The sequence below is a fragment of the Epilithonimonas zeae genome (assembly GCF_023278365.1).
Lineage (GTDB): Bacteria > Bacteroidota > Bacteroidia > Flavobacteriales > Weeksellaceae > Epilithonimonas > Epilithonimonas zeae_A.
Genome location: NZ_CP075338.1, coordinates 2,899,876 through 2,920,519, shown reverse-complemented (window position 1 = coordinate 2,920,519; position 20,644 = coordinate 2,899,876). Strand labels below are relative to the sequence as shown.

Below are 20,644 nucleotides of genomic sequence, written 5' to 3'. Positions count from 1 at the left end.
TCAGTAATTTTCCCAAATGAAGCAATATTCCGCAAAACGCAGCATCCAGATTCTCGCACATATTCTTGAACAATACGGCATCGATAAAATCATCATTTCTCCAGGTTCCAGAAACGCACCTTTGGCGATTCATTTTTCTGAGATTGATGCTTTCCAATGTTACAGTATTGTGGACGAAAGAGCTGCTGCATTTGTAGGTTTAGGAATTTCAAAATCTATTAAAAAACCTGTTGCTATTACGTGCACAAGCGGTTCTGCTGCAGCTAATTATTATCCAGCGGTTGTAGAAGCGTTTTATCAGAATGTCCCGCTTTTGGTATTGACAGCAGACCGACCTGCGGATTTTGTTGATATTTTTGACGGGCAGACGATTCGTCAAAAAAATATTTTCCAGCAGCATTCTTACGGCGATTTCGAATTATTGGAAGATGAAAAGGACGGTGTTGATGATTATAATTTCGAGACGATTAAAAAAGCGGTTGAACTTTGCATCGAAAAAAGCGGGCCGGTTCATATCAATATTCCTTTGACAGAACCTCTCTACAATTTGCTGGAAGAGTTGCCTGTAATGCCGGCTGTTGAGAAAACAATTCAGAAAAAGAATTATGAATTACCATCCAATCTTGTTGCAGATTGGCATACTTCCAAGAGAATTATGATTCTTGCAGGAACGTTGTCCCCAAATCCAGAATTGGAAGCTCAACTTTCGCAATTAGTTAAAAATCACACCGTTGTTGTTTTGACGGAAATGAATTCCAATCTTCAGCACGACAAATTTTTCGCTCATATCGACCGTTACATTACTGATTTTTCTGAGGAAGATTATCATACTTACGCGCCGGATTTGTTAATTACCATCGGGCAGAATGTGGTTTCCAAAAGAGTGAAGCAATTCCTAAGAAAAGCCAAACCAAAGCAGCATTGGCATATTGATGAATATTGGCAGCCTGATACATACTTTGTTCTGAGTCAAAAGATTGAAACAAAACCAGAAGTCTTCTTTTCTAAATTATTGAAATCTATCAATCTGGAACCCAGAGCTTATTTCAACCTTTGGGATGTTCTGAAAGATAAAAAAGATGCAAAGCACGAAGAATATCTCAACAAAGCACCTTTTTCAGACTTTTATCTTTTCAATCAATTATCCAATCATATTCCTGAAAATTACAGAGTTCATTTCTCTAATTCTTCGGCAATCCGATATGCGCAATTATTTGAATATCAGAAATATGATGTGTACTGCAACCGCGGAACCAGCGGCATCGACGGTTGTACTTCTACTGCGATGGGATTTGCAATGATGGAGGATGAACCAACGATTCTGATTACCGGCGATTTATCGTTTTTCTATGATATCAACGGACTTTGGAATCAGTATATTCCACCTTATACGAGAATTGTGATTTTCAACAATGGGGAAGGCAATATTTTCAAAATCATTCCTGGACCAAGCGGAACTAATGCTTTGGACGAATTTATCGCCACTCAACATCACAGAAATGCAGAATTATTAGCAAAGAATTTTGGATTTGATTATACCCGAGTTGAAGATGAGATTTCTCTTGACCGCGTTTTACCCAATTATTTCAAGCCGGATTCAAAACCGAAAATCCTGGAAGTCATGACTTCGGAATCTAATAATGCGGATATTTTGAAGCAGTATTTTGAAGCTTTGAAATATCCATAACTTATTGTGGAATAATTCTTTGTTTTTTTTTGCGGTAATTTAAAAATCAATATTTTTAAACTCACATTTCCTTAAATTGGCTCTATTAATACAATTTTTATTAATTGCTATTTTTAAGGCAACTCACCCTTTTTAATCTAACACTACATACTTAAAATGTATGGATTAACAACTAATAAAAATTGCACTAATTAGTGCAATTTTTATTAGTTGTAGTATTTAATACAATTTTTATTAAATTTGAAATAAAAATGATTGCAGTATTAACAGGAGATATAATAAATTCAAGAAAAGTCAATTCTGAAGAGTGGCTACCTAAGCTTAAAGAGTACTTGAATAAAATTACGACTAATGATGAAGAGTGGGAAATATATAGGGGCGATAGTTTTCAAGTTCAAATAAATATTGAAAGAGCTTTGGAAATAACAATATCTATAAAAGCGTTAATAAAAACGAATTCAAAAATAGATGTAAGAATTTCAATTGGAATTGGAGATATATCATTTAATGGCAAAAAAGTTATAGAATCTTATGGTTCTGCTTTTATAAATTCGGGAGAAGCCTTTGAAAAATTAAAAAATAATACTCTTATAATTAAAACTCCATTTGAGGAAATAGATGAATATTTTAATCCTATTTTTAAACTGCTAAGTTTTATAATTGATAATTGGAAACCTGTTACTTCTGAAACCATTTTTTATTCCCTAATAAATAAGAATTTAATGCAAAAAGAAGTTGCTGAACGACTTAAAAAAGATAAAACAACAGTAAATAGAGCCTTAAAAAGAGGAGCTTATGATGAAATTCTTGAAATTATCCACTTATTTAATAAAAAAATATCTGAATGTCTCGATTAATACTATTAATAATTATATCTCATCTATTAGGAGATTTTGTTTTTCAAAATAACAAAATGGTAAGTGATATTGACATTAATCGATATAAATCGAAATATTTATATCTGCATATATTAATTCATTATCTGTTAATAATAACACTTACAGGATTTAAAAAAGAATATTTACTCCCTGCATTAATTTTGTCATTATCACACTTAGTAATTGATGCACTAACTAAACTTTACTTAAAATATAGAGTTAATGGCATTACAAATTTAATCATAGATCAAGCTTTACATCTAACATCAATTTCTGTATTTGTATATTATTTCCACAAGTATACAATAGATTATAATGAAATATTTAGTATAAAGAATCAAATACTATTCGTGTCAGTAATATGTATAACTTTTGTTTCTTCAATCGTCATAAAGAAAATAATCGAAATGTTTAATTATAATATTACAACTTCTGGAATACAAGATGCTGGTAAATATATTGGAATGCTAGAAAGAGCATTTGTGTTTCTATTTGTAATAAGCAATTTTTGGGAAGGAATAGGCTTTTTATTAGCAGCAAAGTCAATATTCAGATTTGGGGATTTAAAGGATAACAATGATATCAAGTTAACAGAATATATACTTATAGGAACATTGTTAAGCTTCGGTTTAGCAATATTAATTGGTGAGATATATCTTAAAATAATTTAAAATTCCAAATCAGATTCTTCTTTCGGAAGATTAATGATTTTTTCAATCGGATAAATAAACATATCATCGAAGTCATTCAATGCATTGATCAACTGAAAATGCGTGAAATCTTTGATATTATCTAGTGTGATTTCTGTTTCCTTGATTTCTTTTGATTGCAAAAGATTCTTCCTCATTACACCATTTAAAAGATAACTTTTCGGTGTGAACCAAGTTTTATCTTTAAGGAACAAAAGATTGGAATATGATGTATCTGTAATCTGGTTATTTTTCACAATAATGACTTCATCTGCGTGACTTTTATCTTTCAGTTTTTGTAATTGAGTCCTGTCAGCAGACTTAAAGCTATAGTCGATTTCATTATCAATAACCAATTCGAAATCATCTAATTCTGAAATCGCATACGGAATAATCTGTGTTTTGAAATTGTTTTCCAAATCATATTCGATTCGGAATTTGTAAAGTCCGTCTTCATCGTGTTCCAGATTGAGGAATAAACTGTAAATATCAATTTTGCATACTTTTCCTAAATTCGAAAAAGTGTCGTTCATCCTTTTCTGATGAAGTTCTTTCAGGAAAATTTTCTGGTCTTCAACTTTGATGCTTTCAATAAATCGGGACATAGATTTTGTTTTTCATTTCTTCATATTCGCGGATAAGGTCACTTTGATGGGTAATTCCACCTCCGCTTTTGAAAAACAGTTGGTCGTTCTCTTTTTCAATAAAACGTATCATTACGCAGGAATCAAGGTTTTTGCCGTCAAAATAACCCGCAATTCCTGTATAAAATCCTCTTTCATATTGTTCGGCTTCCAAAATGATTTCCAAAGTTTTTGGTTTTGGTGCACCCAAAATAGAACCTGCCGGCAACAACTTTTGAAGAATGGTTCCAATCTTATTTTGATATTCCGGTTTGATTTCGCCTTCGATTTCGGAACTCATTGCCAAGAGATTTTTCTGCTTGGTTTTGATATAATCGATTCTTTGAAATTCTTTCACCTGAACATTGTCCGCAACCATACTCAAATCATTCCTTAACAAATCGACAACCGTATAATGTTCTGCTTTTTCTTTTGGGTCATTTTTCAGAATATTTTCTGCATCCTCGATTTCGGCGTCGATTGTTCCTTTCATCGGATGCGTAAAAATCTTGTTGTCAACAATTTCTACAAAAGTTTCTGGTGAGAAAAATACGAATTCATCCGGAACTAAAACTTTATATTTTGCCTTTGAAAATTTGAAAATATCTTCTAAACTTAAACTTGTTTCAATTTCTGTTTTCGTTGTATAATTCGTCAAATAAGAATTTCCTTTTCTGAGATTTTCCTGAACAATTTCGAATCCTTGCTGATATTCATCTAAAGTTTCCGGAAATGATTTCCATTGAAAGTTGGGAATTGTTGCGTGTTGATAATTGATGTTCGTAATATTATGAAAATCAATCAACAAAGCTTTATTTTTAATTTCGTTTTTTGTGAATATTCTGACTTCATCCATCAAAAAATTAATCAGAAAAAAGAATGGTTCTTTTTTCCCTGACAACTCGTCCATCTTTTGAAACTGCGGATTCTCAAACATAAAAACAAAAATAGGAATTTGTATCGCAAAGGCGCAATTTAATAATCTAATATAATTGATAAGTCGCAAACTTTCCAATATTGGAAGTTTTGTGCCTTAAAAAGATTTAGATAAATAATTTTGTGCCTTTGCGATATATTTCCAAAACAATAATGGCTACTTTTGCAAAAAAAGTTGAGAAATGACGACGCAAAAACCGGAAATTGGAAAAATACTGACAGAAGCCTATCAATATTGGATGAGAACTTTGCCGTTCCAGCTGATGTTTACTGTGATTTATTTCAGCATTTATATGTTTGCGGCAATGTATGCATTCCGATATTACGGGCTTTTTGAGGAAATCCAGAAGTTCCAGAATCTCTTCTATTCTGACAGTTCAGCATTCTTGACAAAATACGCAGAACTGATGCAAACGGAAAATGCGCTGAATTTTTCTATTGCTGTTTTGATAATCAAATCTGTGATTTATCCCCTGAATATTGGCTTTTTGAAAATTTACAGAAAGTTGGATATTGGCGCACCGCTAGAATTATCGGATTTGTTTGCAGGATTCAGAGGTTATCATTTTTTAATTTTTGTGGCTTTTGCATTGATTTGGAACTTCATTAATAATTATTTATTCATCATTTCTCTCATCTGGATGCCGATGTTTTTGTTGGTTCCGGCTTTGATTTTCTTCAAGAATTATAATTTCTTTGATGCTTTTAAACTGAGTTTTCAGGTTTTCAACAAGAACGCTCTGTTGATGATTGTTGTTGTTTTGGCTTCTATTGTTATTTCTTTTTCGGGAATTATTGTTTTCTTTTTTGGACTTTTTGTGACTTTTCCTTTTTGGAATGCCGTAAATTATGTTCTTTATAAGCATCTGATTGCAGACTTTGAGGAATAATTGTTGTTTTGTTAATTCTATTAAGAGATTTTTTGTGTAGATTTGATAATCAACTATAAAAACAAACTTAATGGACAATTTTAATGAATTCAATTCTTCTGTGCCTGTGCCGGAAAGAGAGGCAGGAAGCATCATCTCTCACGCTTTAGAAATTTTTAAAAATACGTTTCTATATTGCTTTTTGGCAGTTGTTATTTATTTTTTACTAAGTCTTCTTGTTCAAATGCTGACAGGATTTGACACTCAACTTTTTATAGAACAAGCAAGAGAAAGTAATGGTAATTTTGGTTATGCAGATATGATTGCAGCGCCAGGTTTTGCAGCTTATACTGGTGCAAGTTTTTTGATAACACTTCTTCTGACACCTGTATTGGTAAGTTTGATCTATGTGGCTAATAAATCCAATTTTAAACAGCCCATTGTAGTTTCTGATATATTCTTTGCTTACAGACAGAACTTCATTAATATTTTCATTTATGCTTTAATTACTCAGATTGCTCTTACAATTCTACTTTTTATGTGTGTTTTGCCTGCGGTTTTTGTAATGCCTTTCTTTTTCCTTGGTTATCCAATTCTTATTTTTGAAAAGGCAAGTGCTTTTGATGCTTTGAAGAAGTCTTTTGATATTGTTCAAAATAATTATGGCACGATTTTACTTACCGCATTATTGGCTGGTCTTATCAGTATTGCCGGAGCTGTGCTATGTTGTGTTGGAATTTATCTTACAATTCCATTTGCATACATCGCAATGTATTCTACTTACTGTGCGTATTGCGGAACGCCAAGACAAATAGAACAATACAAATAAATTCAAATAAACTATGTCAGATTCCGGTAAACCAATAGATTCTGTTGTTATCAAACAGATTGCATTAATTCTTGTTATATGTGTTTTAGTTGGGTTAATTTGCTGGAATCTGGCATTGTTCATTCCTGCTGTTCTGGGAGCAATTACACTTTATATTGTTTGTAGAAAATACAATTATTATCTGATTGAAGAAAAAAACTGGAAACCGTGGTTATCGGCTACAGTTCTGATGTTAGCATCATTGATTATCCTGATTCTTCCCGTTTACTTTATCGTAGATATGCTGGTTGCAAAAGCAGGAAATGCGCAGGTTTATATGGAAAAATTCAATATTTTCCTGGAGAAGATTCATCAGTTTGTTTATCAGAAAGTAGGATTTGATATTTTGAGTAAAGAGAATATCACAAAAGTGACCAATTTTGCAGGAACACTTTCTACGAAAGTTTTGAATACTACCGTGAATACTTTCACTGTTATTACATCGATGTATTTCATTCTGTATTTTATGTTTGTAAAAGCCAGATTGTTTGAAAGAATCGTAGCCAGAGCAATGCCTTTTAAGAGAAAGAATATCCAGCTTTTAGGGGACAAATTCATAAAACTCGTAATGGCAAATGCGATCGGAATTCCGGTTGTTGCATTAGGACAAGGCGTTGTTGCCTTGATTGGTTATTGGATTTTCGGATGCCCAAGTCCAATGCTTTTATTTGCTTTAACAGCGGTTGCATCTATGTTACCAGTTGTAGGTGCAGCAATTGTTTATGTTCCGGTTGGGATTTTTATGATTGCTGAAGGGCAAACTGGCCCGGGCGTTGGGATTTTAATTTACGGATTGGTAATTGTTGGTTTAACAGATAATCTTCTGAGATTCACATTACTGAAAAGATTAGAAGACATCCATCCGCTAGTAACTGTTTTCGGGATTATTCTCGGGATGAATATCTTTGGCTTTATGGGATTGATTTTCGGTCCGATTCTAATGTCAATTACAGTAATGTTAATTCAGGTTTACAGAGACGAGTTTTCTGAGGATGATACTCCACAATTGGAACTTCCGAATCAGGATATTGAACTGGAAAATAAAACCGACTTAATCATATAAAATGGACGGCATCAATCCGAATATCCTGAAAGAAATCTGTGAAGTCAGAATGCCTTTCGGAAAATATAAAGAAACAATTCTAGCCGATTTACCAATTTCCTACCTCGAATGGTTTATCAGAAACGGAGGCTTCCCAAAAGGAAAGTTAGGAATGCAACTCTCCACAATCTACGAGATCAAACTCAATGGATCAATGGATTTGCTAAAACCTCTCAGACATTAATTTTTTCGGTAAATTTGCATTATTATGAAGAAAAAAATAAATGCACTTCGGAGATCTCTAATGCGAGGTCTTACCAAAAATATTGGTAAATCTAATGCAGATATTAAAAACAATCAAAATATAAAAATCAAGAGAATTCTGATCTCAAGACCCAATCACAGATTAGGAAACTTACTATTATTGACACCACTGGTTCAAGAAGTTATCAAAACCTTTCCTGACAGTAAAATAGATTTGTTTGTTAAAGGTGGCGTAACACCGATTATCTATAAAAATTACGAAAATATTGACAGATATATTCAGCTTCCTAAAAAGCCTTTCAGCAACTTGGGGAAATATATCAAAGGTTGGTTTCAGCTAAAGTTTCGAAAATATGACTTGGCAATTAACTCTAATCCTGGTTCATCTTCCGGCAGATTATCCATTCTTGCCACCAATTCTACCTTCAAATTTTTCGGCGATCACGATGAAGAACTTAATACAAAATATCCCGATTATAATCACGACGCCAAGAAGACAATTTATAATCTCAGAAAATTCTTAACGGAATTAGGCTATCCAGAAAACACTTCTCGACTTCCTTCGCTCAAAATTATTTTAGATAAAGAAGAACTGGAAACCGGAAAAGAAAATCTGCAGAAAATAGTACAGAACAACAAAAAAACTATTTGCTTATTTACCAACGCAACGGGCGCGAAAATTTATTCTGAAGATTGGTGGGAAGCTTTCTACGACAAATTAAAATCTACATTTCCAGATTACAATATCATCGAACTTTTGCCCGTAGAAAACATTTCGAAATTGAATTTCAAAATTCCGAATTTCTACAGTACAGATATCCGGGAAATGGGTGGTTTTTTGGCCAACTGCGCACTTTTTATTGCCGCTGATAATGGCGTGATGCATCTTGCAAGCTCGGTAAATGTACCTACAATCGGGCTTTTCAAAGTGACAGATGAGACGATGTACAAACCTTATAATGACAAAAGTTTCTCTATCAATACAAATAATTTGGATTTGGATAAAGTAATAGACCTCATCAAAACGTCTTTATAATATTATAACCAAACTGCTATGAACTTTGTACTTTCCGAGGCATATTCTCAATACAAAAACGACATTCTGAACATTTTAAAGAATTTTAAAAATGAAGGCACAGTCGTTGGTCACGGAAATAGGAATGTTGTTAAATTTTTCATTGTTAATGATCTAAAGTTCAATTTCAAATCTTTCAAACAGCACAACATCATCAATCGTCACGTTTATAAGTACTATCGAAAATCAAAATCAAGACGTTCTTATGAGTATGCACAGATGCTTTTGGATAAAGGTTTTTTCACACCAAAACCAGTGGCCTTTATAGAAAATCACGATTGGATTGGTGTAACATCCAGCTATTATGTGAGTGAACAACTTGAGGACGTGTTTACTTTAAGTGATGTTCTTCATAATGATGATTTTATAGACAGAAATAAAATTATTAAAGCCTATACCAATCTCATTTTTCAGTTGCACGAAAATGGCATTATTTTTATTGATAACGCTTCCGGAAATTTTTTGATCAAAAAAACAGGTGAAAATTTTCAGTTTTTTTTAGTCGATCTGAATAGAATGAATTTTTATGAAAGTATCGATATTGACAAAAGATTAATCAACTTTGAAAGATTGACCAACGATCTTGAAACCATCAAAATAATTAGTGCAGAATACGCCAGATTATCGGGGAATTCTCCTGAGTTTTGCCTAAAAAAGATCGTCGATTTTACTAATAAAAAAGCATTTAAACGTAAGGTAAAAAAAATACTGAAGTTTTACAAATATTTTCTTCCTAAGCTTTAAGCTTTCAGAGCTGCAATCTCATCTCTCAGTTTCGCTGCTTTTATGAAGTCAAGATTTTTCGCTGCTGCTTCCATTTCTTTCTGCTTTTGAGCCACGATTTTCTCGATATCCTCACTTCCATAACTGGCTTTGGTTTCTGCAACTTCTCTTAAAATTTCTTTGTGTGTATATTTCTCATCCGGGAAATCTTTGCTTCTGCCAACCAGATTTTCACTGATTTTCTTATTCAAAGCCTGAGGAACTTTGCCATTGTCAGCATTATATTTCATCTGTTTTTCACGGCGATAATTGGTTTCATCAATCGTAGCCTGCATAGATTTTGTCATTTTATCGGCGTACATTATCGCTCTACCATTCAGGTTTCTAGCTGCTCTACCAACTGTTTGAATCATTGAACGACGAGAACGCAGCATCCCTTCTTTATCTGCATCTAGAATCGCAACTAATGACACTTCCGGTAAGTCTAAACCTTCTCTTAAAAGATTAACACCAACCAATACATCGAATAATCCTAAACGCAAATCCTGCATAATTTGAATCCTTTCCAAAGTCTCCACATCAGAATGGATATATCGTGTTCGGATTCCAACTTTTGTAAAATATTTTGTGAGTTCTTCCGCCATTTTTTTGGTTAATGTCGTAACGAGAACTCTTTCGTCCAGCTCTACTCTTTTGTGAATTTCTTCAATTAAATCATCAATCTGATTCATCGTTGGACGAACTTCAATAATCGGATCCAAAAGTCCCGTTGGACGGATAATTTGCTCGATATAAGTTCCGCCGGATTTTTCCAATTCATAATCTGCAGGCGTTGCTGAAACATAAATCACCTGATTCTGCATATCCTCAAACTCATTAAATTTCAAAGGTCGATTATCCATCGCAGCAGGCAAACGGAATCCGTGTTCTACCAAAACTTCTTTTCGGCTTCGGTCACCGCCGTACATTGCGTGAACCTGAGGAACCGTTACGTGGCTTTCATCAATCACCATCAGGAAATCTTTCGGAAAATAATCTAAAAGACAAAACGGTCTGGAGCCCGGCAAACGACCATCCATATATCTGGAATAATTCTCAATTCCTGAACAATAGCCCAATTCGCGAATCATTTCTAAATCCAATTCTGTTCGTTCTTCCAATCGTTTGGCTTCCAATGGTTTTTCGATTTCCCGGAAGAAATCTACCTGCTTTACCATATCATCCTGAATCTGTTTGATAGCACTTTGCATTGTTTCTGGCGTCGTTACGAATAGATTAGCCGGATAGATATTAATCAAATCAAAATTCGAAATCACATTTCCGGAAACTGGGTCAAAACTTTGAATTTTTTCCACATCATCTCCAAAAAACTGAATCCTAATCGCAGTATCAGCATAAGCCGGATAAATATCAATCACATCACCTTTTACACGGAATGTACCTCTCTGAAATTCATTAAGGGCTCTGGAATACAATGCACTAACCAATTGATGAAGTAATCTTGTCCGGGATAATTTTTCGTTTTTCTCAATCGTAATCAAGGATTTATGGAATTCACTCGGATTTCCAACACCATAAATACAGGAAACCGAAGCTACAATCAAAACATCTCGTCGCCCGGAAAGTAAACTTGCAATGGCCGAAAGTCTCAGTTTTTCCACTTCTTCATTGATGCTCAAGTCTTTCTCAATATAAGTATTGGTTGATGCAATGAATGCTTCCGGCTGATAATAATCGTAGTAACTAACAAAATATTCCACCGCATTATCCGGAAAAAACTCTTTGAATTCCATAAAAAGCTGTGCCGCCAAAGTTTTGTTATGCGCCATCACAATTGTTGGACGCTGAACATTGGCAACCACATTGGCAACAGTAAATGTTTTCCCGGAACCTGTTACACCAAGAAGAGTCTGATATTTTTCACCAATATTGATACCTTCTACCAGTTTCTCAATCGCTTGAGGCTGGTCTCCGGTAGGTTGATATTCTGATTGAAGTTTGAATTGCATTGAACAAAAATACGAAATAAAAAAACGTTTCGGAATGCGAAACGTTTGATCTGTATGATAAAAATATTCTATTGAAAATTCATAGTAATAGGAAGTTGAAAAACTGTAGCGGCAGGCTTTTCGTTTTCTGTTGCAGGTTTCCAAGTTACGTTTTCTGTTGCTTGTTTCATTGCTCGTACTGCTTCCGCATTGAATTTGGGATTAGGTCCATCAGCTTTAACATCTGTGGTTTTCCCATTTTCATCAATAGAAATATAGACATTGGTTCTAACAGTTGTTTTCTCTTTTACAAATCCTGAGGAATCAAAAATATTAGAAAAATTCTTGCGAAGCGAATTAATGCCTTCCGGATATTGAGCTGCTGTAATATTACTAGCTGGAGGCGGCGGAGGTGGAATTGGCAATTCGTTTTCTTTGAATTCCTTAGGAGCTGGTGGTGTCTTTACTTTTTTTGAATTCTTAAGTTTGACATTATTTTTTCCTTCAGTCTTCTGCGGAATCGTATCAGATTTTATAGAACTTTCAACTGATAATTCGGGCATATTAAGTTGATTTTCACCCTTAACTTCCGAAGCATAAACTTTCTGAACAAACAAAAGGCTCAATCCTGCAAAAGCCGAAACCGCGATTATTTTTTTTGTGTTTTCGAATTTTGACTTTTTAATTGTCATCATAATAAATCGTTTTTTGGTGTTATTGTAATTGAATTGGTGTGTCAGTTTTAGATTTTGTATTTGGAGAATTTCTGAAAGAATCAATGTCTGATAATCTTTCACATTATTTTTTTGTAATATAATACTTTCATCCGCCAAAAACTCGTGGTTATCTGTCATTGCCTTTTTATAAAAATATAAAGCCGGATTGAACCAGGAAATGACTTTCAAAATCTCAAGAAACAGAATATCTAAAGAATGTTTCTGAACAATATGTGTTTTCTCGTGCTGGAAAATTCTGTTATCGATTTGTTGATTTTCGAAGTAACTTTTGTTCAAATAGATTTTGTTCCAAAAACTGAATGGAGGCAAATTTTTCTCCACTAATTTTACTTTCTGATTCTGATAATTAATCTCTTCTCCTTTAAGATTAATAATTTTCCTAATTGAAATTATAATTCTGATAATCAAACCAATTGATATTAAAATACAAATTGAAACAATCAAATTCATCCAATTAAAATCAGTTGCTTGAGTTGTAGTCTGAATCAATTGCTGTGTTTGGATTTCGTCAAAAATCAATTCTTTCTTCTGTTGAGAAACAGCAGGAAGGTTGATCTTCACAAACGGAATTACATAAGAAAACACCAAAGCCAACAAAAGATAAAACCTGTTGAAGCGGAACATTTTCTCCCTTTGCAAAAACAAATAATAAATCCCTATCAGTAACGAGGAACAAAGGATTATTTTGAAAATAATAGTTAACATTTTAGTCTGTTATTTCTTTGTCAATAATGTCTCGAAGTTCTTTCAATTGTTTCTGGGACAGTTTTGCATTTGATGTGAAAAATGATGCAAACTGGCTTACAGAATTATTAAAAAAACGGTCAATCATAGAAGACATTTCTTCCTGGAAATAATCTTCTTTTTTCACTTTTGGAAAATATTCTCTCGAGTTTCCATAAGTTTTGTAGCCTATCAAATCTTTGTTCTGCATTCTTTTGAGAAGAGTTGCAATGGTTGTTGCAGCAGGTTTTGGTTCCGCATATTCTTCCAAAATATCTTTCATAAAAACCTTTTCTTTTTGCCAAAGAATCTCCATCAAAACAATTTCTGTATCTGTCAATTTTTGTTCTTTCATTCTACAAATATAAAATTTATTCTACAAATGTAGAATTAAAATTTAAACTAACAAATTTTACTGGCATTATTTTTCCATTCCAAACAGAAAATAAATATTATGTTAAAATCCACACTCCCTTTTTTCCTTTCATTAATCGGTGCATTTTATTCGTGCCAAAGCAAAGGAAAACCCAGCAAAGTCTCTGCTATAGAGGAAAAAGCGAATACGAATTACAAACCTGCATTTGCAAGACAAACAAGAATAACACCTGTAAAAACTACAATACCTTACAATGTTGAAGTTTTGAATACTTCTCTGGGAAAACCTTGGGGAATTATCAATCTACCTGACGGCAGATTTTTGATTACCGAGAAAACTGGATTTATGAATGTTGTTTCTGCAGATGGTAAACAAGTTTCGAAAATCGATGGCTTTCCAAAAGTAGATGCTAAAGGACAAGGCGGAATGTTAGACGTGGCCTTGGATCCAGATTTTAAAACCAATAATATCATCTATTTCAGTTTTTCTGAACCTTATGAAGGCGGAAATCATACCGCTGTCGGAAAAGGTAGATTATCTTCTGATCTTAAAACAATTTCTGACGTCAAAGTGATTTTCCGGGCAACACCAACTTACGATGGCGATAAACACTACGGTAGCCGATTGGTTTTTGACAAAGACGGAAATCTGTTCGTCAGCACAGGCGAAAGATCAGATAAACAAACAAGAGTTTACGCTCAGAAAACAGATAATTATCTTGGTAAAATCCTAAAAATTACCAAAGACGGAAAACCCGCTCCGGGAAATCCATTTATAGGAAAAGATGGTTACAAACCTGAAATCTTTGCCTACGGAATCCGTAGTCCGCAAGGTTTGGCTTTGGACGAAAAAGGTCAGCTATGGGATATCGAGATGGGACCAAGAGGTGGTGACGAAATTAATCTGATTCAAGCTGGAAAAAATTACGGTTGGGGCGATGTGACTTACGGAATTGAATATTCCGGAGAAAAAATCAATAATGGAACAACACAGAAAGCCGGAACAGAACAACCAGTTTACTATTGGGATCCTGTGGTTTCACCAAGTGGTGTAACATTTTATACAGGAAATATCGAGGAATGGAAAAATAATCTTTTTATAGGATGTCTAAGCGGCGAACATATTAACAGAATCGTGATTAAAGACAACAAAGTGGTTGGCGAAGAACGATTGCTTATTGATCAAAAAGAAAGATTCCGAGATGTTTTGAACGGGATGGATGGTAATCTCTATGGAATTACAGATAGTGGAAAACTTTATAAAATTTCTAAAAAATAAATTCAAAATCCTGATTAAATCAGGATTTTTTTATGCGGTCAGCTTTCTTGATTCCCTGAAAATCTTTCAGATAAAAAGGTTCAAAATAAGCAACATTTTCAAAATCTTTTTGATTGAATTTATCCACAGATTTTTTAATCAATCCTTTTGCTGATGGATAAATATCATGTTTGAATTCTGCATTCGTAAGATTGAGAATTTCCTGTGCTTTTTTTGCGCCATCTCCAATGAAAAGAATTTTCTTGTCCACTAATTCTGAAAAAGAATTTTCATCGAGGATTTTTGCTTCAGTTTCAGAAATCATTTCGCCAGATTGCCCGTCAAAATAAGCGGTGTAAACTTCCATTCTTCTGGCGTCAATCAAAGGAATAATTAATTCAAACCCTTGATTCACAAATTCTTCAACCATAGAATCCAAAGAATTAACGGCAATCAAAGGCAATTTAAGTCCGTAACAAAAACCTTTTGCAGAAGCGGCACCAATTCTAAGACCTGTATAAGAACCAGGACCTTTTCCCAAAGAAATAGCATCCAAATCTTTCAAAGAAATTTCTGCGCCTTCCAAAGCCCATTCAACAAAGCTGTGAAGACTTTCGGACTGTTTATAATTATCGGAAACTTCCTCGCAAAGGCAAAGTAAATTTTCGCCATCAGAAATGGCAACAGAACAGTTTTTGGACGAGGTTTCTATGTGAAGGATTTTCATTCTGCAAATGTAAGGATTAAGGAAGAATTATTTCAAACTCACACTTTGCCGGCTCCACAATTTCCAGATTCCTTTTTGTCGAATCCAGAATTCAAGGACAGATAATTTCATTTGGAATTCATCGTTCTTGTAAAGTCCTTTGACAGAAATGATTCTTCGGATATTGGCAAATTTGTTTTTGATTTTGAATTCCTTCAATTCGGTTTGTTTGACAGATTGATATTTTACTTTTCCGGATTCGAAATCTGTTTTGAAATCATCTTTATTCTGAATCCAGCCATTGGAATGTCCAAAAGAAACATCGTCAGAAAACAATTCCAAAATCTTAGAATCATTATTTTCCATCAAAGAATCCAACGTTGAAATTTGACTTAACAAAGCTTTTTCATTCTTGGAATACGTCTGAGAAAATCCAAAAATAAAACAGACGAAAAACACCGATGATAAAAACTTAATCATCAGATATTTCTATAAATTGTTCTTGGTTCCGCCTGCGCTTTTGGATAAATCGTCATATCAGAAACCGAAATTCTTTCCGGAACATTGATGCAATAAGCAATCGCATCCGCAATATCTTCTGCAACCAAAGGTTCATAACCCGCGTAAACTGTCGCAGCTCTTTCATCATCCCCTTTGAATCTCACTTTAGAAAAATCAGTTTCCACAGCTCCCGGTTGGATATTCGTAACACGGATTCCGAACTCTGTCAACTCAATTCTCATTCCTTCAGAGATGACGTCGACAGCTTTTTTGGAAGCACAATAAACGACTCCATTAGCATAAGTTTGTCTCGCAGCAACGGAGCTGATATTGATGATTTGTCCGTTTCTTTTTTCTTTCATCAATTTGATAATCGGTTGAGAAACATACAATAAACCTTTCACGTTGCCGTCCATCATTGCATTCCAATCATCAATATTTCCATCAGAAATCGGGTCTAATCCGTGGGCATTGCCGGCGTTGTTAATCAAAACATCAATGTTTTTCCAATTTTCAGGAAGTGAATTAATGGCAGAAAAAACCTCATCAGAATTTCGGACATCAAAACTTAAAGTGAAAACTTCAGTTTCTTTTGATAATTCTGATTTTAACTCTTCGAGAATAGTTTTATTTCTTCCACAAAGAATCAGTCTATTTTTTTGTTCTGCTAATAGAATCGCAGTCGCTTTTCCGATTCCGGAAGTTGCGCCGGTTATGAATATTGTTTTCAATTTTACTTTAGATTTAGTCTTACAAATTTAAGTTATATCAAAGAAAAATCCCGAATAATTCGGGATTGATTTATTTATTATCTCTCTGGAAATCCAGACTAACAGAATTCATACAATATCTGGTGCCTGTTGGAGGCGGGCCGTCATTGAAAACGTGCCCCAAGTGCGATTCGCAGCGTTTACAAAGAACCTCTATACGTTCCATTCCGTGAGATGAATCTCGCTTGTAAATAACACCGTCTTTGTCTGCTTCAAAGAAACTTGGCCAACCGCAAGTACTCGCAAATTTGGAACTTGAACGGAACAAATGATTACCGCAAACGGCACAGTAATATTCTCCAACTTCATCAAAATCGTTGTACTTTCCGGTGAATGGATATTCCGTATTGGCTTCTCTTGCGATGGCATAAACTTCTGGCGAAAGGATTTTTTTCCATTCTTCGTTGGAAACATTCAGTTTAGTTTTATCCGTCCTTGAATAGTAAGGGTTATTGGTGTGTGTATTATCTTCCATTTTAGTTTGTTGTTGAGGTTTAGTTAAATCAACTTTTTTCTGCGCACATTGGAGCAGAAATGAATTGATTAATATAAAAAAAAATAATTTTTTCATTGATGTAAATTTACTAAATCTGATATTAGATTCTGTTATCATAAGATAGTTAAACAAAGGAACTCATTCCCGTAATCGATCGACCGACGATCAACGAGTTGATTTCTTTGGTTCCTTCGTAAGAATAAATTGCTTCTGCATCGGCAACAAAACGGGCAACATCGTGTTCCAAAAGAATTCCGTTTCCGCCCATAACTTCCCTTGCTTGCGCCACAACATCACGCGTTCTGAGACTACAAAATACTTTTGCTAAAGATGCGTGTTCGTCTTTCAAAATACTGGCATCCTGCATCTCTGACAATCTGAAAACTAAGGTTTGCATGGCAGTTAAATTGGATAACATTTCTACCAAATGTCCCTGAACTAATTGAAACGAAGCAATCGGTTTTCCGAATTGTTTCCGTTTTCTGGTGTAATCCAAAGCGCTTTCGTAAGCACCTCGTGCACAGCCCGTCGCCATCCACGCAACACCAGCTCTTGTCATTTGAAGGACTTTTGCTGTGTCTTTGAAACTGTTGGCGTGTTCCATTTTCTGGGAATCGGCGACGAAACAATCTTTCATTGTGATGAGTCCGTTTTGCACAATTCGGAGTGCCATTTTTCCTTTGATTTTTTCAACCGAAAAACCTTCTGTTCCCTTTTCAACAATGAAACCTTTGACCTGATTATCATCTAAATCTCTCGCCCAAATAACAGTCACATCAGCAAAAGTGGCATTTCCAATCCATTTTTTTTGTCCATTCAGAATCCAGCCGCCATCTACTTTTTTGCAGGTTGTCGTTAGTCCACCAGCTGCGCCTGAACCAACTTCCGGCTCAGTCAATCCAAATGCGCCAATCAAATCAAACTGTTGCATTCCCGGAAGATATTTCTGCTTTTGTTCCTCCGAACCGCACATATAAATAGAACCCATTGATAATCCAGACTGAACACCAAAAAATGTCGCCAAAGACGCATCAACTCTAGCAATTTCCATTGCGATAACGCCTTCCATCAGGAATGGTAAATTCGGGCAGCCGTAACCTTCGTAAGTCACTCCGCAAAGATTCAGTTTTTTGAATTTGGGAATCAGTTCGTGTGGGAAATCATCTGTCAGCCAATATCTGTTGACTAAAGGTTTGGCTTCTTTTTCCATAAACTCACGAACCTGTAACTGAATTGCTCTTTGCTCATCCGTGAGTTTCATATGCAATTCATAAAAATCGCCATTAATCGGTGGCAATTCTTTTTTCTTTCCTGAAGAATCTAACATTTTTGTTAAACCTTTGATTTGATTCTCATCTAATCTTGAGAATTGATCCATCAGTTTTGGAAGGTCAACTTTTTGTGAAATTTTGGAGATTTGGTCTATATCGATATGTTTTAGGAGATTGAAAATTCCTTTGATTTTGGAAATAGTGCTGTTCATAGATTTCTGTTTTCTTGTAGAATGCAAAGAATATTCCTAAAACACTTTTACAAATATCTTCTCATCATCATTTTTCCTGAAAATCTATTTTACAAAAAATTAAAAATCAGCGCGTTAAAACCTCGACTCTCTTTACAAATAGTTTCGGATTGATTTGCAGAATAGCTTTCATCTTAATTATCAATTTTGAGTCAGACAAAAAATAAAAGAAGCTCTTAACCAATCTTTTGGAACGTCATACGATTGCAGCCCGAGCTGAGTGGAGCTCATTTTTTTGCTTGGCAAAAGCCTGGACAAAAATAGCGGGAACGGAGCGCGGAAATAGCTGCCCATATAAAAATATTAATCTCAAAATAATCTATTATGAAACCGTTTGCGATTCCATTTTAAGATTAAAAACAAATAAAATATATTCAAAATGAAAACGAAAATCTTATCAATCAGCTTAGTGGCATTACTTTTAATTGGATGCAAAAAAGGAGAATATACAGAATCCGCTTATGCAACAGCAGATAGTTCTGGAGTTGTTTCTGACGGCGTTTCTATGGGGGCAACTCAAGTTGTCGAAGGCAAACAATTTGTGAAAACCGCAGAAGTGGATATGGAAGTGAAGGATGTTTATGATGCGACCATCTCGATTGAGAAGCAGCTGCAATCGCTTGGCGGATTTGTGACTAAAAGTAGAATGGAAGCGCAGACTTTGTCCGAAGATACTTACAATACGTCGGATCAGTCGGCGATGTTGATTCGGAAATTCCAAAACCAAAACAGGATGCAAGTTAGAGTTCCGACCCAGAAATTAGGTGAATTTTTGGATTTCATTAATGATAAGAAAGTATTCCTTAATTCCAGAATTATTTCTGCTGAAGATGTTTCTGCCGGAATCCGATCGGCAAAAATGGAATCCGAAAGACAGGCTAAAACTCAATCCAATATTTCTCAACTGAAAGCCGGAAAAGACAAAGTCAAACTGGACGACAACAATATGTCCGAAGCGAATCTACAAAAATATTCTGACGAAATTCTTGCCGATAATCTAGAATTTTCCACTGTTGATATTTTCATCAAAGAACCAAAAACGAGTGTTGCGAAAATTCCTATCATCAACAACAAAAATATTGATAATGAATACAAATACAATTTCTTGTACGATGTGAAAAATGCTTTTGTGGAAGGATTTTATTTGATTCAGCAATTATTTGTTTTTCTTATTTCTATTTGGCCGATTGTTTTTATTGGAGGTTTGGTATTCTATTTTTTGAGAAGAAGAAAAATATTGTAAAAACTGAGAAATAGTTTTTTGAACCACAAAAGACACAAAAGATTTACTAATTTTTTAACACAAAGGTCACAAGGTTTTTTTGATATTCGAATATTTTTAAGGTCACAAAGATTTGACTTCGTCAAATGATAATTGTGTGCTTTGTGAAAATCTTTGTGCCTTTTGTGGTTCATTTATTTTACATTTCATAATTTTGCAAGACGATGTTGAGAAAGTTTCAATTGATATTAATGATTTTCTGTTTGGGAATTTTTGTATTTCCGAAGCAGAATTTTAATGTTCAGTTGGCTCAAACTTCTTGCTGTGAGGCTCAGAAAGAAAACTCAGACTGTTGCAAAAAAGAAGAGAAAAAATCAGATTCCTGTCATCACGATTCCAAGAAAGAAAAAGACTGCAAAGACAATTGCACCACTTGCAAAACCTGCAGTTCGGGATTCGTTTTTTCGGTTGTTCTGAATAATTTTGATAACAAATTGAAAACACCGATTTTCACCATCAACAATCAATTTTCTTACTATTCACAATCGCCTCTTGCGCGAACGTTCAACATCTGGCAACCGCCTAAACTTGGTTAATTTTAATTAGTAATCTCTCGCTGATTAAGCAAATCTTGCAGATTTTTCCACAATTAATCTGCTAAATTCTTAAAATCTGCGAGAATATAAATTCAA

The 20,644-nt window shown here is 34.4% G+C and carries 22 protein-coding genes; 12 read left to right on the top strand and 10 right to left on the bottom strand.

Translation table 11 applies throughout. The annotated features are described in order from the left end of the window. Positions 1-16 precede the first annotated feature (16 nt). The 3 genes from menD to KI430_RS13195 all read left to right on the top strand — a co-directional run bounded on the left by menD (position 17) and on the right by KI430_RS13195 (position 3,236). Complete coding sequence (menD, locus tag KI430_RS13205; protein WP_248875422.1) at positions 17-1,687, top strand: 2-succinyl-5-enolpyruvyl-6-hydroxy-3-cyclohexene-1-carboxylic-acid synthase; 1,671 nt, start codon at positions 17-19, stop codon at positions 1,685-1,687. Positions 1,688-1,938: 251 nt separating this feature from the next. Continuing rightward, entirely contained in the window at positions 1,939-2,544 is a 606-nt protein-coding gene (locus KI430_RS13200) for a SatD family protein (protein ID WP_248875421.1), read from the top strand. A gap of 56 nt (positions 2,545-2,600) precedes the next feature. Then, a complete protein-coding gene (locus tag KI430_RS13195; protein WP_248875420.1) occupies positions 2,601-3,236 on the top strand; it encodes a DUF3307 domain-containing protein in 636 nt (211 codons plus the stop codon). On the opposite strand, the gene KI430_RS13190 is transcribed toward KI430_RS13195, so the two are convergent. Next, a complete protein-coding gene (locus tag KI430_RS13190; RefSeq protein WP_248875419.1) occupies positions 3,233-3,859 on the bottom strand; it encodes an aminotransferase class IV in 627 nt (208 codons plus the stop codon). The genes KI430_RS13195 and KI430_RS13190 overlap by 4 nt on opposite strands. Then, complete coding sequence (locus tag KI430_RS13185; protein ID WP_248875418.1) at positions 3,843-4,787, bottom strand: aminodeoxychorismate synthase component I; 945 nt, start codon at positions 4,785-4,787, stop codon at positions 3,843-3,845. Before KI430_RS13185 ends, KI430_RS13190 begins: the two co-directional genes overlap by 17 nt. Positions 4,788-4,995: 208 nt before the next feature. On the opposite strand from KI430_RS13185, the gene KI430_RS13180 reads away from it, so the two are divergent. The 6 genes from KI430_RS13180 to KI430_RS13155 all read left to right on the top strand — a co-directional run bounded on the left by KI430_RS13180 (position 4,996) and on the right by KI430_RS13155 (position 9,675). Next, complete coding sequence (locus KI430_RS13180; RefSeq protein ID WP_248875417.1) at positions 4,996-5,703, top strand: hypothetical protein; 708 nt, start codon at positions 4,996-4,998, stop codon at positions 5,701-5,703. Positions 5,704-5,773: 70 nt separating this feature from the next. Then, a complete protein-coding gene (locus KI430_RS13175; protein WP_248875416.1) occupies positions 5,774-6,511 on the top strand; it encodes a beta-carotene 15,15'-monooxygenase in 738 nt (245 codons plus the stop codon). A 13-nt stretch (positions 6,512-6,524) separates the two neighbouring features. Next, entirely contained in the window at positions 6,525-7,613 is a 1,089-nt protein-coding gene (locus KI430_RS13170; protein ID WP_248875415.1) for an AI-2E family transporter, read from the top strand. A 10-nt stretch (positions 7,614-7,623) separates the two neighbouring features. Then, on the top strand, positions 7,624-7,836 hold the full coding sequence (locus KI430_RS13165) for a DUF3820 family protein (RefSeq protein WP_248878318.1): 213 nt from the start codon (positions 7,624-7,626) through the stop codon (positions 7,834-7,836). Between the two features lie 24 nt (positions 7,837-7,860). Next, positions 7,861-8,892: a glycosyltransferase family 9 protein gene (locus KI430_RS13160; protein WP_248875414.1), complete on the top strand. Its 1,032-nt coding sequence runs from the start codon at positions 7,861-7,863 to the stop codon at positions 8,890-8,892. A gap of 18 nt (positions 8,893-8,910) precedes the next feature. After that, a complete protein-coding gene (locus tag KI430_RS13155) occupies positions 8,911-9,675 on the top strand; it encodes a lipopolysaccharide kinase InaA family protein (RefSeq protein ID WP_248875413.1) in 765 nt (254 codons plus the stop codon). On the opposite strand, the gene uvrB is transcribed toward KI430_RS13155, so the two are convergent. The 3 genes from uvrB to KI430_RS13140 form a co-directional block, all read right to left on the bottom strand. Next, positions 9,672-11,663: an excinuclease ABC subunit UvrB gene (gene uvrB, locus KI430_RS13150; protein WP_248875412.1), complete on the bottom strand. Its 1,992-nt coding sequence runs from the start codon at positions 11,661-11,663 to the stop codon at positions 9,672-9,674. The two genes, KI430_RS13155 and uvrB, sit on opposite strands and share 4 nt — an antisense overlap. A 68-nt stretch (positions 11,664-11,731) precedes the next feature. Continuing rightward, a complete protein-coding gene (locus KI430_RS13145) occupies positions 11,732-13,003 on the bottom strand; it encodes a M56 family metallopeptidase (RefSeq protein WP_248875411.1) in 1,272 nt (423 codons plus the stop codon). A gap of 82 nt (positions 13,004-13,085) precedes the next feature. Beyond that, the gene (locus KI430_RS13140) at positions 13,086-13,457 is read right to left on the bottom strand and encodes a BlaI/MecI/CopY family transcriptional regulator (protein WP_248875410.1); all 372 of its coding nucleotides are present in this window, start codon (positions 13,455-13,457) and stop codon (positions 13,086-13,088) included. Between the two features lie 99 nt (positions 13,458-13,556). On the opposite strand from KI430_RS13140, the gene KI430_RS13135 reads away from it, so the two are divergent. Further along, positions 13,557-14,756, top strand: a complete 1,200-nt coding sequence (locus KI430_RS13135; RefSeq protein WP_248875409.1) for a PQQ-dependent sugar dehydrogenase — start codon at positions 13,557-13,559, stop codon at positions 14,754-14,756. A gap of 19 nt (positions 14,757-14,775) precedes the next feature. Here KI430_RS13135 and tsaB read toward each other — a convergent pair whose 3' ends face one another. From tsaB to KI430_RS13110, 5 genes are all read right to left on the bottom strand, one after another. Further along, positions 14,776-15,462 carry a tRNA (adenosine(37)-N6)-threonylcarbamoyltransferase complex dimerization subunit type 1 TsaB gene (tsaB, locus tag KI430_RS13130; RefSeq protein ID WP_248875408.1) on the bottom strand — a complete coding sequence of 229 codons (687 nt, stop codon included), beginning with the start codon at positions 15,460-15,462 and terminating at the stop codon, positions 14,776-14,778. 27 nt (positions 15,463-15,489) lie between these two features. After that, positions 15,490-15,921 (bottom strand): nuclear transport factor 2 family protein, encoded by a 432-nt coding sequence (locus KI430_RS13125; protein ID WP_248875407.1) that lies wholly within the window; start codon positions 15,919-15,921, stop codon positions 15,490-15,492. Next, a complete protein-coding gene (locus KI430_RS13120; protein ID WP_248875406.1) occupies positions 15,921-16,673 on the bottom strand; it encodes an SDR family NAD(P)-dependent oxidoreductase in 753 nt (250 codons plus the stop codon). The genes KI430_RS13125 and KI430_RS13120 overlap by 1 nt, the downstream gene beginning before the upstream one ends. A gap of 70 nt (positions 16,674-16,743) precedes the next feature. Further along, positions 16,744-17,283: a peptide-methionine (R)-S-oxide reductase MsrB gene (msrB, locus tag KI430_RS13115; RefSeq protein ID WP_410744659.1), complete on the bottom strand. Its 540-nt coding sequence runs from the start codon at positions 17,281-17,283 to the stop codon at positions 16,744-16,746. 49 nt (positions 17,284-17,332) lie between these two features. Next, a complete protein-coding gene (locus KI430_RS13110) occupies positions 17,333-18,691 on the bottom strand; it encodes an acyl-CoA dehydrogenase family protein (RefSeq protein WP_248875405.1) in 1,359 nt (452 codons plus the stop codon). A 418-nt stretch (positions 18,692-19,109) separates the two neighbouring features. Between KI430_RS13110 and KI430_RS13105 the strand changes: the two genes are divergently transcribed. Together KI430_RS13105 and KI430_RS13100 are read left to right on the top strand one after the other, a co-directional pair. After that, positions 19,110-19,973 (top strand): DUF4349 domain-containing protein, encoded by an 864-nt coding sequence (locus KI430_RS13105; protein WP_248875404.1) that lies wholly within the window; start codon positions 19,110-19,112, stop codon positions 19,971-19,973. 203 nt (positions 19,974-20,176) lie between these two features. Further along, positions 20,177-20,548 (top strand): hypothetical protein, encoded by a 372-nt coding sequence (locus KI430_RS13100; protein ID WP_248875403.1) that lies wholly within the window; start codon positions 20,177-20,179, stop codon positions 20,546-20,548. Positions 20,549-20,644 lie beyond the last annotated feature (96 nt).